Genomic DNA, 17,841 nt, shown 5'->3' with positions numbered 1-17,841 from the left:
ACAAAACAGGCACCTTTGGGTGCCTGCTTGCATTAAAGTTTTTGGAACTGCCGGTTATCGATGCTCTGATTAATCTGCTTGTTGATCAGATTCAGCAGCAGCATTGAGCGGGCTTCACCGTCAGGTTCGGTGTAGATCGCATGTAGGCCCTCGAACACGCCATCGGTGATCAACACCGTATCGCCCGGCTGCGGGGTCTCTGGATCCACATAGAATTCTTCGCTATGTGTCTGGAGTTCTTCGATAACCTGTAAAGGTATCTGGGTCGGTAAGGCTCCAAATCGCACAAAGTGGCTGACACCACGGGTTGCACTGATCGTAGTGGTGTGAATACGTTCCGGATCGAATTCAACAAACAGGTAGTTGGGAAATAGCGGTTCGCTAACGGCGGTACGCTTGCCACGCACGATTTTCTCCAACGTAATAATTGGGCTCAGGCAGTTGACGGCTTGCCTTACCAGGTGTTCCTGGGCCCGTAAGAGCTGGCCGCGCTTACAATAAAGTAAATACCAAGATTCCATAGTTTCACATGCCTTTCTGTCAGCCGTTAAGCATACCAAAAGCCACCGCGGATACCTAGTGACGCAAGTATCCATCTGTTGCCATTAGTGACTGCAATCCCCCGTAGCCCGCGTAAAGTCACACACTTGATTACCCAGTTCAGGTATAACCATAGGTTCAAAATTTGCGACTGTCACAGAGGTCAGATGCTCAATGTGACGTCTTTAATCATTCTTGCACTGAGGGAGAGACATGGAGCTATTTTTGCTAAGTAACGGCAAGCTTTCCGGCGAGGCCGAACTGCTCGGTTATGCCAAGAGCCAGCTGTTGGCCATGATTGAACGCCGTAACATCACGTCAGCCGTTTTTATTCCTTATGCCATGATCCGTGGTGATTACGACCAGCGTGCGCAGGAACTGTCGCAGACGTTGGGTATCAAGGTTACCAGCATCCACCATGCCGAGTCTCCGGCAGAGGCGATCGCACAGGCCGAGTGTATTTTGGTCAGCGGCGGCAATACCTGGATGCTGAACCAGATGCTGCATGAAAATGGCCTGATTGTGCCAATTCAGCGTGCGGTGCGTGAGCGCGAAGTACCTTATGTGGGTTGGAGCGCTGGTTGCAACGTGGCGACGCCGAGCATCCGTACCACCAACGATATGCCGGTGCGTAACAGCGTCGTGTTGCCTGCGCTGGGGCTGTTCCCGGTACAGATCAACCCACATTACATCGATGCCCATATCAGCGGCCACATGGGTGAAACCCGTGATGAGCGCCTGGCAGAGTTCTGTGCGGTGAACCCAAGCGAGTCGGTTGTCGCACTGCGTGAAGGCAGCCTGCTACACGTCTGCGGCAACGATCTGCGCTACTTCAGCGCCAGGGAGCAGGGTTTTAAAGTGTTCCGCCACGGAGTAGAGATACAGGAATATCATGATACTTTGGCGCTGCGCTCGTTGGTGCCGTTCATCTGCCATTGATAAACCGAAGGGGGGCGCAGCATGCGGCGCCCCTAGAGATTCAGCATTGTGATGACAACCCAAACCAGTAGCGCTAATGTGGGCAGATTGGCTAGAATTTGTTAATCTATCTCTTTGCTGTGAAACGCCTTAAAATCAGCCAGTTAATTAAACGTCGAACCACCTTGATATTTTCCGGGTTCGTCGTTTAAATCTTCTATAAATCAATGGTGTAATGGCTTGCATGAAATACCGTGACCTACGCGATTTCCTCTCGTTGCTGGAAAAGAGAGGGGAACTAAAACGCATCAGCCAGCCGATTGATCCCTATCTGGAAATGACAGAAATTGCCGATCGTACGCTGCGAGCAGGCGGCCCGGCATTGCTGTTCGAAAACCCGAAAGGCTACGATATGCCGGTGCTCTGTAACCTGTTCGGCACGCCCAAGCGGGTGGCGATGGGGATGGGGCAGGAAGACGTCAGTGCGCTGCGCGAAGTGGGCAAGCTGTTGGCGTTCCTCAAAGAGCCGGAGCCACCGAAGGGCTTTCGCGATCTGTTCGACAAGGTCCCCAAATTCAAGCAAGTGCTGAATATGCCGACCAAGGTGCTGGGCTCTGCCCCGTGCCAGGAACAGGTGTGGCAAGGGGAAGATGTCGATCTTGGCCGTATTCCGGTGATGCACTGCTGGCCGGAAGATGCCGCACCGCTGGTCACCTGGGGGCTGACGGTTACCCGAGGCCCGCATAAAGAACGACAGAATCTGGGGATCTATCGCCAGCAGGTGTTGGGCAAGAACAAGCTGATTATGCGCTGGCTCTCGCATCGTGGCGGCGCACTGGATTATCAGGAGTGGTGTCAGGAACATCCTGGTGAACGTTTCCCGGTTGCCGTTGCGCTGGGGGCCGATCCTGCCACCATTTTGGGCGCGGTGACGCCGGTGCCGGATAATCTGTCTGAATATGCCTTTGCCGGGCTGTTGCGCGGCAACAAGACCGAAGTGGTCAAATGTCTGTCCTGCGATCTCGAAGTTCCCGCCAGCGCGGAAATTGTGCTGGAAGGCTATATCGAGCAAGGGGAACTGGCGCCGGAAGGCCCGTATGGCGATCACACCGGTTACTATAACGAGATCGACCACTTCCCCGTCTTTACCGTGACCCATATTACCCAACGGCGCAACGCGATTTATCACTCGACCTATACCGGTCGCCCGCCGGATGAACCAGCGGTGATGGGAGTGGCGCTGAACGAAGTGTTCGTGCCGATCCTGCAAAAACAATTCCCGGAAATCGTCGATTTCTACCTGCCGCCGGAAGGGTGTTCCTATCGCCTGGCGGTGGTGACCATCAAAAAACAGTACGCAGGGCACGCCAAACGCGTAATGATGGGGGTCTGGTCTTTCCTACGCCAATTTATGTATACCAAGTTTGTCATCGTTTGCGATGACGACGTGAATGCGCGTGACTGGAATGACGTGATTTGGGCGATCACTACCCGAATGGATCCGGCAAGGGATACCGTTTTAGTGGAGAATACGCCGATTGATTATCTGGACTTCGCCTCGCCGATTTCCGGGCTGGGATCGAAGATGGGCCTGGATGCCACCAATAAATGGCCGGGAGAAACCCAACGAGAGTGGGGCCGTCCGATCAAGATGGATGAGAAGGTGCGTGCGCGCATCGATGACATCTGGGATGAGCTCGCCATATTAAGTGACAGAGAACCGACGCTTTAAGCGCCAGTGATGACCCGACAGAGGAACGCATGACAATCCTGAGCTGTAAAGTGACCTCCGTAGAGGCCATTACCGATACCGTTTATCGGGTACGTTTGGTGCCAGAGGCACCGTTTTCGTTCAAAGCAGGGCAATACCTGATGGTAGTGATGGATGAGCGTGATAAACGCCCGTTCTCTGTGGCTTCGACGCCAGCACAGCAAGATTATATCGAGCTGCATATTGGCGCTTCTGAACTGAACCTGTATGCCATGGCGGTGATGGATCGGGTGCTGAAAGAGCAGGCCATCACCGTGGATATTCCGCATGGTGAAGCCTGGCTGCGTGAAGAGGGCGAGCGCCCGCTGGTGTTGATTGCCGGTGGTACCGGGTTCTCTTACGCGCGCTCGATTTTGCTGACGGCGCTGGAACAGCAACCCAATCGCGATATCTCAATCTACTGGGGTGGCCGTGAGCTGAAGCATCTTTATGATCTCAGCGAACTGGAGGCGATTTCACTGCAATACCCAAATCTGAAGGTCATCCCGGTAGTTGAACAGCCGGAAGAGGACTGGCGTGGCCGCAGCGGCACGGTGCTGAGCGCCGTGTTACAGGATTTTGGCTCGCTGGCGGAGCATGATATCTATATCGCAGGGCGTTTCGAGATGGCGAAAATTGCCCGTGAGCGTTTCTGTGCTGAGCGTGGCGCACTGGAAGCGCACATGTTTGGCGATGCTTTCGCGTTCATCTGATATACCCGTCGTCTTTCAAGCTGCAGCGTTGTTACCTGCGCTTAGTTATTCGACCCGTCCATGGGCCTCACCCCTTACGGGGCCGCTGGATACAGCGTTCAAATCTGTTCCTGACAGATTTGTCACCCCAGTCACTTACCCAAAAGTAAGCTCCTGGGGATGAGTAAGCTTGTCGCCTAGCCGCAGCTTGAAATCCATAGGGTATAAAATGTCGATTAGTACAAGCGGGGTGGCCAGGTGCTGCCCCGTTTTTATTGGTGCCGAATTCCAGGCATAAAAAACCCGCCCCTGACAGGCGGGAAGTACGGCAACAAAACCTTTGGGATGCCCTTTTGGGGCATCCAATCAGACACAGCTAAACGCGTTCAAATACCGTGGCAATCCCCTGACCCAGGCCGATACACATGGTGGCCAGACCAAACTGCACGTCACGGCGTTCCATATTATTCAGCAGGGTGGTGGAGATACGAGAGCCGGAGCAGCCTAATGGGTGGCCCAGGGCAATCGCACCGCCGTTTAGGTTGATCTTATCGTCCATGCTTTCCAGCAGTCCCAGATCTTTAATGCAGGGCAGCGACTGGGCGGCAAAGGCCTCATTCAATTCAAACAGATCGATATCCTGCACGCTCAGACCGGCGCGTTTAAGCGCGAGTTTGCTGGCAGGCACCGGACCATAGCCCATGATCGAAGGATCGCATCCCACGACCGCCATTGAGCGGATGCGGGCACGAGCCTTCAGGCCGAGCGACTTGGCGCGGGACTCGCTCATGATCAACATGGCGGAAGCGCCGTCAGACAGTGCGGAAGAGGTACCTGCGGTGACGGTGCCGTTGACCGGGTCAAACGCCGGGCGCAATGCCGCCAGGCTGGCAACGGTGGTTTCCGGGCGGATCACTTCATCATAATCGTAACGAGTCAGTACGCCGTCGGCGTCATGGCCAGTGGTGGGGATAATTTCGTTCTTGAAATAGCCGGCCAACGTAGCGGCATGGGCACGTTGGTGGGAGCGGGCTGCAAATTCATCCTGCATTTCGCGACTGATATTATGCATTTTCGCCAGCATTTCTGCGGTCAGGCCCATCATCCCGGCCGCTTTTGCCACGGTGCGGCTCAGGCCTGGATGGAAGTCTACGCCGTGGTTCATCGGGACGTGGCCCATATGTTCCACACCGCCAATCAGGCTGACCTGTGCGTCACCTACCATGATTGCGCGGGCTGCGTCGTGCAAGGCCTGCATCGAAGAACCACACAGGCGGTTCACCGTTACCGCTGGCACACGATGTGGGATCTCGGCCAGCAGCGCGGCGTTACGGGCGATGTTGAAGCCTTGTTCCAGCGTCTGCTGCACGCAGCCCCAATAAATATCATCAATTTCAGCGGCATTCAGCGCCGGGTTACGGCTCAGCACGGCACGCATCAGATGAGCGGAAAGATCTTCCGCGCGAACCTGGCGGAAAGCGCCGCCCTTCGAGCGGCCCATTGGCGTACGTACGGCATCAACAATAACTACGTTTTCCATCTTTATAACCTCATGCCGGTTGGCCAGTGGAGATATCAGACAGCGCCGCTGTCGCCACCGGGTAGTAGCTTTCATTACGTTCTGCCTTGGCACGCAGACCGGCTGGCACTTGATACAGCGCCCCCAGATTAGCGTAACGCTGGGCCATTTCGACGTAATTAGCGGTGCCGAGCGTATCCAGATAGCGGAATGCGCCACCGTGGAACGGCGGGAAGCCGATGCCGTAAACCAATGCCATATCCGCTTCTGCCGGGCTGGCCACAATGCCTTCTTCCAGGCAGCGTACCACTTCGTTGATCATCGGGATCATCATGCGGGCGATGATCTCTTCACTGCTGAAGGTCTGTGCCGATGCGCTCACGGTTGCCAGCAGAGTGTCGGTTTGCTCGTCGTTATCTTTACGCGGCTTCCCTTTGCTATCCTGGCTGTAGCGGTAGAAGCCCAGCTGGTTTTTCTGGCCGAAGCGTTGGTTATCGAACATCACGTCGATCGCATCGCGGTAATTTTTACTCATGCGTTCAGGGAAACCGTTGGCCATCACCGCCTGGGCATGGTGCGCGGTATCAATACCGACCACATCCAACAGATACGCCGGGCCCATCGGCCAGCCAAACTGTTTCTCCATCACTTTGTCGATCTGACGGAAGTCTGCGCCGTCGCGCAGCAGCTGACTGAACCCGGCAAAATACGGGAACAGCACGCGGTTAACGAAGAACCCAGGGCAATCATTGACCACGATCGGCGTTTTGCCCATGCGGGTGGCGTAGGCCACCACGGCGGCGATAGTGCTGTCGCTGGAGTGTTCACCACGGATTATCTCAACCAACGGCATGCGGTGCACCGGATTGAAGAAATGCATACCGCAGAAGTTTTGCGGGCGCTTCAACGATTTTGCCAGGTGATTGATCGGGATGGTTGAGGTATTGGAGGCCAATACGGTATCTTCGCCGATCAGGGCTTCCACTTCAGACAACACCGCCGCTTTTACCTTAGGGTTTTCAACTACGGCCTCAACAATCAGTTGGGCGCGTTCGATACCGGCATAGTCCAGCGTTGGCTGGATGGTTGACAGCACCTGTGCCATCTTCAGGCCATCCAGTTTGCCGCGCTCCAGCTGTTTATTCAGCAGCTTGGCCGCTTCATTCATGCCGAGGGTCAGGGATTTGTCGCTGATGTCCTTCATGATCACCGGCACGCCTTTCAGCGCGGATTGGTAGGCGATGCCGCCCCCCATGATCCCGGCACCCAGCACGGCAGCCTGTTTCGGTGCTTCAACGTTCTTGGCCAGTTTTTTCGCCTGGCTTTTCACGAACTGATCGTTGAGGAAAATGCCCACCAGGGCGCGCGCTTCGTTAGAGCGGGCCAAAGGCACAAAGCTGGCGGTTTCCAGTTTCAACGCTTCTTCACGGCCAAACTTGGCGGCGGCTTCGATAGTTTTTACCGCGGTCATTGGCGCAGGGTAATGAATACCTGCGGTTTGCATCACCATGCCTTTGGCAGTGGTGAAACTCATGGCCGCTTCGATTGGGCTCAGCTTTAGCGGCTCCAGCTTCGGCTGACGGTAGGCGCGCCAGTCGAGTTGGCCGTCGATCGCCTGTTGCAGTACTTTCAGCGCGGCTTCCACCAGTTTCTCCGGTGCGACCACGGCATCGACCAGGCCGACTTTCAGCGCGTCTTTCGCGCCGATATCTTTCCCGGCGGCAATGATTTCCAGCGCGCTGTCGTTACCCAGCAGGCGTGGCAGACGTACGGAACCCCCGAATCCTGGCATGATGCCCAGTTTGGTTTCCGGCAGGCCGATGCGTGCGTCTGGAGAGGCGATACGGAAATCGGTCGCCAGGATGCATTCGCAGCCACCGCCTAACGCGTAACCGTTAATGGCGGAGATGGTTGGCACCGGCAAATCTTCCAGCCGGTTAAAGATGGTATTGGCAAACACCAGCCATTCATGCAGCTTTTCGGCCGGTGCGGCAAACAGCGAGAGGAACTCGGTGATGTCGGCACCCACGATGAATGCGGATTTGGCAGAGCGCAGCAGCAGCCCTTTCAACTCGGTTTGCTGTTCCAGCACCTCGAGTGCGGCACCCAGGCTGGCAACGGTGCTGGTATCCAGCTTGTTGATCGGGCCTGGTGCGTTGAACACCAACTCGGCGATGCCGTTGTCGAGCCAGTGTACTTGTAATGTTTCGCCTTGGTAGAGCATGTCTATCTCCTGAATCAGCGCAGATGATCTGGTATGACCAGATGATGAGGAGTGTGGTTTTTATGTTAATGAATTGCAAATAATAGATTGCATATTTGCAAACCGGATCACAGGGGGAATGGCTAATTGCTTGATACTAAATCAAGTTATTTTTCCCCCCTGGGAGAGAAACTTTGGCGGGTAGCGGCCATATCACCCGGGGATGTAATCTGTTTGCAGCGGTTTGCGAAGCAGACCTCATGCAAGAGGAGATGGGGTTGGAGCGTGGGATCTGTGTGTTAAGATGGCACATTCCGTTCTGAGGGCATAAGGGTACTGTGATGGAAACGCTGGCTTCTTTGTATAACGACCACCTGGCAACACTGCAACAACGAGCTCGTGAAGTATTAGAGCGCAACAATCTGGATGCATTGCTGATCCACTCAGGCGAGCTGCAACGGGTCTTTCTGGACGACCATAGCTACCCGTTTAAAGTGAACGCCAACTTCAAGGCGTGGGTGCCGGTAACGTCGGTGCCGAACTGCTGGTTGTGGGTGGACGGCGTTAACAAACCAAAGCTGTGGTTCTATTCCCCGGTGGATTACTGGCATAGCGTTGAACCGCTGCCCAACAGCTTCTGGACCAAATCCATTGAACTGTTGCCGCTGACCAATGCCGATGATATCGCCAGCCAACTGCCGCAGCAGCGCGAGCGTGTAGGCTATATCGGCTATGCACAACAGCGGGCCCTCTCTCTTGGCATTGCGGCCGAACACATCAACCCGCAAGCGGTATTGAATTTCCTCGATTTTCGTCGCTCGATCAAAACCGGCTATGAGCTGGCCTGCATGCGCGAAGCTCAGAAAACGGCCGTGATGGGGCACAGTGCGGCTCATGAAGCCTTCCAGTCCGGTATGAGCGAGTTCGATATCAACCTGGCCTACCTGACCGCCACTGGCCATCGTGATACGGACGTGCCTTACGATAATATCGTGGCCCTGAATGAGCATGCGGCGGTACTGCATTACACCAAGCTGGATCATCAACCTCCGGCCGAATCCCGCAGCTTCCTGATCGATGCAGGGGCGGAATACAACGGCTACGCCGCCGACCTGACTCGCACCTATGCGGCTCAGAGCGACAATGCGTTTGCCCATCTGGTGAAAGATCTCAACAGTGAACAGCTTGCGCTGATAGATACCATGAAAGCCGGGGTTCGCTATACGGATTACCACGTACAGATGCATCAACGTATCGCCAAGCTGTTGAAAAATCATAAGCTGGTAACGGGCATCAGCGAAGAAGCGATGGTCGAACAAGGCATCACCTGTCCGTTCCTGCCGCACGGCTTAGGCCACCCGCTTGGTTTGCAGGTGCATGATGCCGCCGGGTTTATGCAGGATGAAAATGGTACTCATCTGGCAGCACCCGCAAAATATCCCTTCCTGCGCTGCACTCGTGTCATGCAACCAGGCATGGTGCTAACCATTGAGCCGGGCCTGTATTTCATTGAGTCCCTGTTGGCACCTTGGCGTAGTGGCGAGTTCAGTAAACACTTTGCCTGGGATCGTATCGACGCGTTGAAACCTTACGGCGGTATCCGCATTGAGGACAATATTGTGATCCACGAAAAGCGTATTGAGAATATGACGCGTGATCTGAACCTGGCCTGATGCAGCCTTACCCCATTCCTGGCGCTGTCATCAGCGTCAGTGAAGAGATAAAGAAAAGTCGTTTCATCACTCTGCTGGCACCTACCTGCGGGGTCGAGGCGGCCAAAGCCTTTATCCAGCAGGTGCGTGACGAGCATCCAACGGCCCGGCACCATTGCTGGGCTTTTGTTGCCGGGGCACCGAATGATTCGCAGCAGTTGGGGTTCTCCGATGACGGTGAACCCTCCGGCACGGCGGGCAAGCCCATCCTGAGCCAGCTCATGGGCAGTGGGATCGGTGAAATAACCGCGGTGGTAGTTCGCTACTATGGTGGGATCAAGCTGGGTACCGGTGGCTTGGTGCGGGCATACGGCAGCGGCGTACAACAGGCGCTTAAGCAGTTGGTTGTCAGCTATAAAGTGCCGCAGCTCGAATATACTTTGCAGTGCGACTATGCTCAGCTGGCAATGGTAGAGAATTTGCTACAGCTTAGTGAAGGGCGGATTGTGCATGGGGATTACGGTGCTGCCGTGGTGTTACATTTGGCACTACCGGCCACGGGTACCGAGGCATTCGGGAATAAATTACGCGATCTCAGCCGCGGAAGTTTGCAATTAGTCCCTATATCGCAATAATTCCCACCAACTGAATTGTTAAGGATCGTGCTGAAATGCATTTTCGCGCCATAACCCGTATTGTGGGCCTGCTGGTTATCCTGTTTTCCGGGACAATGTTTATTCCTGGCCTGGTGGCATTGATATACCGCGACGGAGCGGGGCGGGCATTCAGCCAGACCTTCTTTGTAGCCGTGACCATTGGCTTGATGCTGTGGTGGCCAAACCGCAAGCAGAAGCATGAATTAAAGCCACGTGAAGGCTTCCTGATTGTGGTGTTGTTCTGGACCGTACTGGGCAGCGTGGGGGCATTACCTTTCCTGTTTTCCGAACGGCCCAATCTCTCCCTGACAGACGCCTTTTTCGAATCCTTCTCGGGTTTAACCACTACCGGAGCTACCACCCTGGTCGGGTTAGACTCCTTGCCTAAAGCCATCTTATTCTATCGCCAGATGCTGCAATGGATGGGGGGATGGGGATCATCGTGCTGGCCGTCGCCATACTGCCTATCCTCGGCGTCGGGGGCATGCAGCTATACCGTGCGGAAATGCCCGGCCCATTGAAAGACAATAAAATGCGCCCGCGTATTGCCGAAACGGCCAAGACCTTGTGGCTGATTTACGTACTGCTGACCATTGCCTGCGCGCTGGCGTTATGGGGCGCCGGAATGTCGGTATTCGATGCTATCGGTCACAGCTTTGCAACTATCGCCATCGGGGGCTTTTCCACGCATGATGCCAGCGTGGGTTACTTTGCCAGCCCGGCCATCAACACCATCATCGCTGTGTTCCTATTGATCTCCGGTTGTAACTACGGCTTGCACTTTGCCTTGCTCAGCGGGCGCAGCTTGAAAGTGTACTGGCGCGATCCGGAATTTCGCATGTTTATCGCCGTGCAGTTCACGCTGGTGGCGGTGTGTACCGTGGTGCTGTGGTGGCACGGTATATATAGAAGCGGCATGGAAACGCTTAATCAGGCTTTCTTCCAGGTCGTGTCGATGGCAACCACTGCAGGGTTTACCACCGACAGCATCGCCAAATGGCCACTGTTCTTGCCAATGCTCCTGCTCTGTTCAGCGTTTATCGGTGGCTGCGCGGGCTCAACCGGCGGTGGCTTAAAAGTGATCCGCATCCTGCTGCTGTATCTGCAAGGATCGCGTGAGTTGAAGCGGTTGGTGCATCCAAATGCGGTTTACACCATCAAGTTAGGCAACCGCGCGTTGCCGGAGCGTATTCTTGAAGCGGTGTGGGGATTCTTCTCCGCCTATGCATTGGTATTTATCGTCAGCATGCTGGCCATTATCGCCACCGGCGTGGACGAGTTCTCGGCCTTTGCCGCGGTAACGGCTACGCTTAATAACCTGGGGCCGGGCCTCGGCGTCGTCGCCGATAACTTTACCACCATGCCGCCACCGGCAAAGTGGGTACTGGTCTTGACCATGCTGTTTGGCCGTTTGGAAGTGTTTACGCTGCTGGTTCTCTTCACACCGACTTTCTGGCGTGAGTAAATGTATCTACGAGGAGTAACGCCATGAAGGCACTGATTCTCTATTCGAGCCGTGACGGACAAACACACTCTATTGCTGCTTATATAGCTAACCAGTTGCAGGATACCCTGAACTGCGACGTTATCGATCTGCAGCAGGCAGAGCATATCGAGCTTGGGCAGTACCAACAGGTACTTATAGGGGCTTCGATACGCTACGGGCATTTCAATACGGCATTACACCGATTTGTGAAGCGCCACGCTGATCAACTGAATCAGATGCCTAGTGCGTTCTTCGCGGTTAACCTGACGGCACGCAAACCGGAAAAGCGTTCGCCGCAAACCAATGCCTACACCCGTAAGTTCTTACTGTCATCACCTTGGCAGCCGAAGCAGTGCGCCGTGTTCGCCGGTGCGCTGCGTTATCCGCGTTATCGCTGGTTCGATCGCGTCATGATCCGCTTTATTATGAAAATGACCGGGGGAGAGACGGATACCAGTAAAGAAGTGGAATATACAGATTGGCAGCAGGTGGACCGTTTTTCCCAGGAATTCAGCCGCATCCAGTACGAAAAGTGATAGAAATGCTGCCTTGTGCAGCGTTTTGCCGAAAAAAGCCGCGCTTGAAAAGTTTTTTGAATTTAGGGGTTGCGCCCTTCTGAGAACTCCCTATAATGCGCCTCCACTGACCGGGAACAACGACGAACAAGTCACCCAGCCAGGAAGAAGCAACCCGGTGAAAACACCGCGTCTCGTAAGAGAAAAAGGTTGACTCTTCAGCGGGAAAGCGTAATATGCACCTCCCGCGTTACCGAGAAACTTACCGGTAACGAACGCTCTTTAACAATTTATCAGACAATCTGTGTGGGCACTCACAAGACGATATCCAGCTACTTCGGTAGCAAAAAAATATCAAGTCTTGAAGAGTGACCAAGCAGTAATTCATGCGAATGAATTATTACGAAAGTTAATTTTCGAGCATCGCTTCACGAGTTGAAGCAAATCAAGCTTTTAATTGAAGAGTTTGATCATGGCTCAGATTGAACGCTGGCGGCAGGCCTAACACATGCAAGTCGAGCGGTAGCACAGGGAGCTTGCTCCTGGGTGACGAGCGGCGGACGGGTGAGTAATGTCTGGGAAACTGCCCGATGGAGGGGGATAACTACTGGAAACGGTAGCTAATACCGCATAACGTCTTCGGACCAAAGTGGGGGACCTTCGGGCCTCACACCATCGGATGTGCCCAGATGGGATTAGCTAGTAGGTGAGGTAATGGCTCACCTAGGCGACGATCCCTAGCTGGTCTGAGAGGATGACCAGCCACACTGGAACTGAGACACGGTCCAGACTCCTACGGGAGGCAGCAGTGGGGAATATTGCACAATGGGCGCAAGCCTGATGCAGCCATGCCGCGTGTGTGAAGAAGGCCTTCGGGTTGTAAAGCACTTTCAGCGAGGAGGAAGGGTTCGGTGTTAATAGCACCGTTCATTGACGTTACTCGCAGAAGAAGCACCGGCTAACTCCGTGCCAGCAGCCGCGGTAATACGGAGGGTGCAAGCGTTAATCGGAATTACTGGGCGTAAAGCGCACGCAGGCGGTTTGTTAAGTCAGATGTGAAATCCCCGAGCTTAACTTGGGAACTGCATTTGAAACTGGCAAGCTAGAGTCTTGTAGAGGGGGGTAGAATTCCAGGTGTAGCGGTGAAATGCGTAGAGATCTGGAGGAATACCGGTGGCGAAGGCGGCCCCCTGGACAAAGACTGACGCTCAGGTGCGAAAGCGTGGGGAGCAAACAGGATTAGATACCCTGGTAGTCCACGCTGTAAACGATGTCGACTTGGAGGTTGTGCCCTTGAGGCGTGGCTTCCGGAGCTAACGCGTTAAGTCGACCGCCTGGGGAGTACGGCCGCAAGGTTAAAACTCAAATGAATTGACGGGGGCCCGCACAAGCGGTGGAGCATGTGGTTTAATTCGATGCAACGCGAAGAACCTTACCTACTCTTGACATCCACAGAACTTTCCAGAGATGGATTGGTGCCTTCGGGAACTGTGAGACAGGTGCTGCATGGCTGTCGTCAGCTCGTGTTGTGAAATGTTGGGTTAAGTCCCGCAACGAGCGCAACCCTTATCCTTTGTTGCCAGCACGTAATGGTGGGAACTCAAAGGAGACTGCCGGTGATAAACCGGAGGAAGGTGGGGATGACGTCAAGTCATCATGGCCCTTACGAGTAGGGCTACACACGTGCTACAATGGCATATACAAAGAGAAGCGAACTCGCGAGAGCAAGCGGACCTCATAAAGTATGTCGTAGTCCGGATCGGAGTCTGCAACTCGACTCCGTGAAGTCGGAATCGCTAGTAATCGTAGATCAGAATGCTACGGTGAATACGTTCCCGGGCCTTGTACACACCGCCCGTCACACCATGGGAGTGGGTTGCAAAAGAAGTAGGTAGCTTAACCTTCGGGAGGGCGCTTACCACTTTGTGATTCATGACTGGGGTGAAGTCGTAACAAGGTAACCGTAGGGGAACCTGCGGTTGGATCACCTCCTTACCTAAAGATATGCAGTTGAGTGCAGTGTCCACACAGATTGTCTGATGAAAAGTAATGAGCAAAGCGCTACCTGTTGATGTAATGAGTCTTCTGGACTCATGCTGATACGAGAAACGGTTAAACCCTGGGTTTAATCGGATTTTGTGTCCCCATCGTCTAGAGGCCTAGGACACTGCCCTTTCACGGCTGTAACAGGGGTTCGAATCCCCTTGGGGACGCCATCCGATAATGAGTGAAAGACATTATCACCGGTCATTCGTGACTGATTATCTTAAAGATGACTCTTGCGAGTCGTGTTTAAGATATTGCTCTTTAACAATCTGGAACAAGCTGAAAATTGAAACATGACAGCTGAAACTTATCCCTCCGTAGAACTATTGGGGTAAGGATTAACCTGTCATAGAGTCTCTCAAATAAACAGCACGACAGTGTTCTCTGTTTACAGAAACACCTTCGGGTTGTGAGGTTAAGTGACTAAGCGTACACGGTGGATGCCTAGGCAGTCAGAGGCGATGAAGGGCGTGCTAATCTGCGAAAAGTGTCGGTAAGGTGATATGAACCGTTATAACCGGCAATACCCGAATGGGGAAACCCAGTGTGTTTCGACACACTATCGTATGGTGAATACATAGCCATACGAGGCGAACCGGGGGAACTGAAACATCTAAGTACCCCGAGGAAAAGAAATCAACCGAGATTCCCCTAGTAGCGGCGAGCGAACGGGGAACAGCCCAGAACCTGAATCAGTTCTTGTGTTAGTGGAAGCGTCTGGAAAGTCGCGCAGCAAAGGGTGATAGCCCCGTACACTAAAATGCATTAACTGTGAGTTCGATGAGTAGGGCGGGACACGTGACATCCTGTCTGAATATGGGGGGACCATCCTCCAAGGCTAAATACTCCTGACTGACCGATAGTGAACCAGTACCGTGAGGGAAAGGCGAAAAGAACCCCGGCGAGGGGAGTGAAATAGAACCTGAAACCGTGTACGTACAAGCAGTGGGAGCACCTTCGTGGTGTGACTGCGTACCTTTTGTATAATGGGTCAGCGACTTATATTTTGTAGCAAGGTTAACCGTATAGGGGAGCCGTAGGGAAACCGAGTCTTAACTGGGCGAATAGTTGCAAGGTATAGACCCGAAACCCGGTGATCTAGCCATGGGCAGGTTGAAGGTTGGGTAACACTAACTGGAGGACCGAACCGACTAATGTTGAAAAATTAGCGGATGACTTGTGGCTGGGGGTGAAAGGCCAATCAAACCGGGAGATAGCTGGTTCTCCCCGAAAGCTATTTAGGTAGCGCCTCGTGAACTCATCTTCGGGGGTAGAGCACTGTTTCGGCTAGGGGGCCATCCCGGCTTACCAAACCGATGCAAACTCCGAATACCGAAGAATGTTATCACGGGAGACACACGGCGGGTGCTAACGTCCGTCGTGAAGAGGGAAACAACCCAGACCGCCAGCTAAGGTCCCAAAGTCATGGTTAAGTGGGAAACGATGTGGGAAGGCATAGACAGCCAGGATGTTGGCTTAGAAGCAGCCATCATTTAAAGAAAGCGTAATAGCTCACTGGTCGAGTCGGCCTGCGCGGAAGATGTAACGGGGCTAAACCATGCACCGAAGCTGCGGCAGCGACGCTTAGGCGTTGTTGGGTAGGGGAGCGTTCTGTAAGCCGTTGAAGGTGAACTGTGAGGTTTGCTGGAGGTATCAGAAGTGCGAATGCTGACATAAGTAACGATAAAGCGGGTGAAAAACCCGCTCGCCGGAAGACCAAGGGTTCCTGTCCAACGTTAATCGGGGCAGGGTGAGTCGACCCCTAAGGCGAGGCCGAAAGGCGTAGTCGATGGGAAACAGGTTAATATTCCTGTACTCGGTGTTACTGCGAAGGGGGGACGGAGAAGGCTAGGCTAGCCGGGCGACGGTTGTCCCGGTTTAAGCGTGTAGGGGGGTGTTCCTGGTAAATCCGGAACGCTATCAACCCTGAGGCGTGATGACGATGCACTACGGTGCAGAAGTAGTTGATGCCCTGCTTCCAGGAAAAGCCTCTAAGCATCAGGTAACATCAAATCGTACCCCAAACCGACACAGGTGGTCAGGTAGAGAATACCAAGGCGCTTGAGAGAACTCGGGTGAAGGAACTAGGCAAAATGGTGCCGTAACTTCGGGAGAAGGCACGCTGGCGCGTAGGTGAAGAGACTTGCTCTCGGAGCTGAAGCCAGTCGCAGATACCAGCTGGCTGCAACTGTTTAATAAAAACACAGCACTGTGCAAACACGAAAGTGGACGTATACGGTGTGACGCCTGCCCGGTGCTGGAAGGTTAATTGATGGGGTCAGCCGCAAGGCGAAGCTCTTGATCGAAGCCCCAGTAAACGGCGGCCGTAACTATAACGGTCCTAAGGTAGCGAAATTCCTTGTCGGGTAAGTTCCGACCTGCACGAATGGCGTAATGATGGCCAGGCTGTCTCCACCCGAGACTCAGTGAAATTGAACTCGCTGTGAAGATGCAGTGTACCCGCGGCAAGACGGAAAGACCCCGTGAACCTTTACTATAGCTTGACACTGAACATTGAGCCTTGATGTGTAGGATAGGTGGGAGGCTTTGAAGTGTGGACGCCAGTCTGCATGGAGCCAACCTTGAAATACCACCCTTTAATGTTTGATGTTCTAACTCGGCCCCATAATCTGGGGTGAGGACAGTGTCTGGTGGGTAGTTTGACTGGGGCGGTCTCCTCCCAAAGAGTAACGGAGGAGCACGAAGGTTAGCTAATCACGGTCGGACATCGTGAGGTTAGTGCAAAGGCATAAGCTAGCTTGACTGCGAGAGTGACGGCTCGAGCAGGTACGAAAGTAGGTCTTAGTGATCCGGTGGTTCTGAATGGAAGGGCCATCGCTCAACGGATAAAAGGTACTCCGGGGATAACAGGCTGATACCGCCCAAGAGTTCATATCGACGGCGGTGTTTGGCACCTCGATGTCGGCTCATCACATCCTGGGGCTGAAGTAGGTCCCAAGGGTATGGCTGTTCGCCATTTAAAGTGGTACGCGAGCTGGGTTTAGAACGTCGTGAGACAGTTCGGTCCCTATCTGCCGTGGGCGTTGGAAGATTGAGAGGGGTTGCTCCTAGTACGAGAGGACCGGAGTGAACGCACCACTGGTGTTCGGGTTGTCATGCCAATGGCACTGCCCGGTAGCTAAGTGCGGAAAAGATAAGCGCTGAAAGCATCTAAGCGCGAAACTTGCCTCGAGATGAGTCTTCCCTGGGCCTTTAAGGCCCCTGAAGGAACGTTTAAGACTAAGACGTTGATAGGCTGGGTGTGTAAGTGCAGCGATGCATTGAGCTAACCAGTACTAATGATCCGTGAGGCTTAACCTTACAACACCAAAGGTGTTTTAGAGTAGACGACAATTTTCAGCGACGTTCCGAGATTGGTTTCGATGGCGACACGAGAGTGAAGCGGTTGGAATGAAACAGAATTTGCCTGGCGGCAATAGCGCGGTGGTCCCACCTGACCCCATGCCGAACTCAGAAGTGAAACGCCGTAGCGCCGATGGTAGTGTGGGGTCTCCCCATGCGAGAGTAGGACACTGCCAGGCATCAATTAAGCCAAGAGGCCATCCGCAAGGATGGCCTTTTTGCTATGCGCAGAAAACAGGAAATAACAGTGAAAACCCCTCACCCCAGCCCTCTCCCAGAGTACCCACCGAGAATATCCTGAACACTTGTGTAGGGGAGAGGGAGCTGTCCGGCATCGTGGGTGAGCCTGTGCGGCTTCGGCAAGTCGGAACCTTTGATTAGCCTGTACTGCTTCAGAACGTTGGGAGCAAGAAGAAAGATGGGGTATTGCGCAGGAATATCAGCGGACTCGATCGGTTCCCTCTCCCTGTGGGAGAGGGTTAAGGTGAGGGGTCATTACTC

At 54.0% G+C, this 17,841-nt stretch carries 9 protein-coding genes, 1 tRNA gene, 3 rRNA genes and 1 pseudogene; 11 read left to right on the top strand and 3 right to left on the bottom strand.

Annotation, left to right across the window (positions count from 1 at the left end):
* Nucleotides 1–32: 32 nt before the first annotated feature.
* Nucleotides 33–521, bottom strand: coding sequence for a transcription/translation regulatory transformer protein RfaH (gene rfaH, locus D9980_RS18275; RefSeq protein ID WP_024485469.1), 489 nt, complete (start codon nucleotides 519–521; stop codon nucleotides 33–35).
* 232 nt (nucleotides 522–753) lie between these two features.
* Here rfaH and pepE point away from each other — a divergent pair, with 232 nt between their 5' ends.
* From pepE to fre, 3 genes are all read left to right on the top strand, one after another.
* Nucleotides 754–1,479: a dipeptidase PepE gene (gene pepE, locus D9980_RS18270; RefSeq protein ID WP_121608051.1), complete on the top strand. Its 726-nt coding sequence runs from the start codon at nucleotides 754–756 to the stop codon at nucleotides 1,477–1,479.
* A gap of 214 nt (nucleotides 1,480–1,693) precedes the next feature.
* Nucleotides 1,694–3,190, top strand: a complete 1,497-nt coding sequence (gene ubiD, locus D9980_RS18265; RefSeq protein WP_121608050.1) for a 4-hydroxy-3-polyprenylbenzoate decarboxylase — start codon at nucleotides 1,694–1,696, stop codon at nucleotides 3,188–3,190.
* A 29-nt stretch (nucleotides 3,191–3,219) separates the two neighbouring features.
* Nucleotides 3,220–3,921: an NAD(P)H-flavin reductase gene (gene fre, locus D9980_RS18260; protein WP_024485471.1), complete on the top strand. Its 702-nt coding sequence runs from the start codon at nucleotides 3,220–3,222 to the stop codon at nucleotides 3,919–3,921.
* Between the two features lie 355 nt (nucleotides 3,922–4,276).
* On the opposite strand, the gene fadA is transcribed toward fre, so the two are convergent.
* Together fadA and fadB are read right to left on the bottom strand one after the other, a co-directional pair.
* A complete protein-coding gene (fadA, locus tag D9980_RS18255; RefSeq protein ID WP_021181458.1) occupies nucleotides 4,277–5,440 on the bottom strand; it encodes an acetyl-CoA C-acyltransferase FadA in 1,164 nt (387 codons plus the stop codon).
* 10 nt (nucleotides 5,441–5,450) lie between these two features.
* The gene (gene fadB / locus D9980_RS18250) at nucleotides 5,451–7,643 is read right to left on the bottom strand and encodes a fatty acid oxidation complex subunit alpha FadB (RefSeq protein WP_121608049.1); all 2,193 of its coding nucleotides are present in this window, start codon (nucleotides 7,641–7,643) and stop codon (nucleotides 5,451–5,453) included.
* A gap of 320 nt (nucleotides 7,644–7,963) precedes the next feature.
* Between fadB and pepQ the strand changes: the two genes are divergently transcribed.
* The 8 genes and pseudogenes from pepQ (at nucleotide 7,964) to rrf (ending at nucleotide 17,519) form a co-directional block, all read left to right on the top strand.
* Nucleotides 7,964–9,295 (top strand): Xaa-Pro dipeptidase, encoded by a 1,332-nt coding sequence (gene pepQ, locus D9980_RS18240; RefSeq protein WP_121608048.1) that lies wholly within the window; start codon nucleotides 7,964–7,966, stop codon nucleotides 9,293–9,295.
* Complete coding sequence (locus D9980_RS18235) at nucleotides 9,295–9,909, top strand: IMPACT family protein (RefSeq protein ID WP_021807951.1); 615 nt, start codon at nucleotides 9,295–9,297, stop codon at nucleotides 9,907–9,909. Before pepQ ends, D9980_RS18235 begins: the two co-directional genes overlap by 1 nt.
* A gap of 35 nt (nucleotides 9,910–9,944) precedes the next feature.
* Nucleotides 9,945–11,395, top strand: a pseudogene (gene trkH, locus D9980_RS18230) (Trk system potassium transporter TrkH).
* A 23-nt stretch (nucleotides 11,396–11,418) separates the two neighbouring features.
* Complete coding sequence (gene hemG / locus D9980_RS18225; protein WP_021181453.1) at nucleotides 11,419–11,952, top strand: menaquinone-dependent protoporphyrinogen IX dehydrogenase; 534 nt, start codon at nucleotides 11,419–11,421, stop codon at nucleotides 11,950–11,952.
* Between the two features lie 433 nt (nucleotides 11,953–12,385).
* Nucleotides 12,386–13,926 (top strand): 16S ribosomal RNA (locus tag D9980_RS18220).
* Nucleotides 13,927–14,071: 145 nt separating this feature from the next.
* Nucleotides 14,072–14,147 (top strand) — tRNA-Glu (locus tag D9980_RS18215).
* Nucleotides 14,148–14,390: 243 nt separating this feature from the next.
* Nucleotides 14,391–17,298, top strand: a 23S ribosomal RNA gene (locus D9980_RS18210).
* Nucleotides 17,299–17,403: 105 nt separating this feature from the next.
* Nucleotides 17,404–17,519: ribosomal RNA gene (gene rrf, locus D9980_RS18205) — 5S ribosomal RNA — on the top strand.
* Together the 16S, 23S and 5S rRNA genes with 1 tRNA gene alongside form the textbook arrangement of a ribosomal RNA operon.
* Nucleotides 17,520–17,841: the final 322 nt, after the last annotated feature.

This window comes from Serratia sp. 3ACOL1 (assembly GCF_003668775.1).
Lineage (GTDB): Bacteria > Pseudomonadota > Gammaproteobacteria > Enterobacterales > Enterobacteriaceae > Chania > Chania fonticola.
This window is presented reverse-complemented; position numbering and strand designations above follow the sequence as displayed.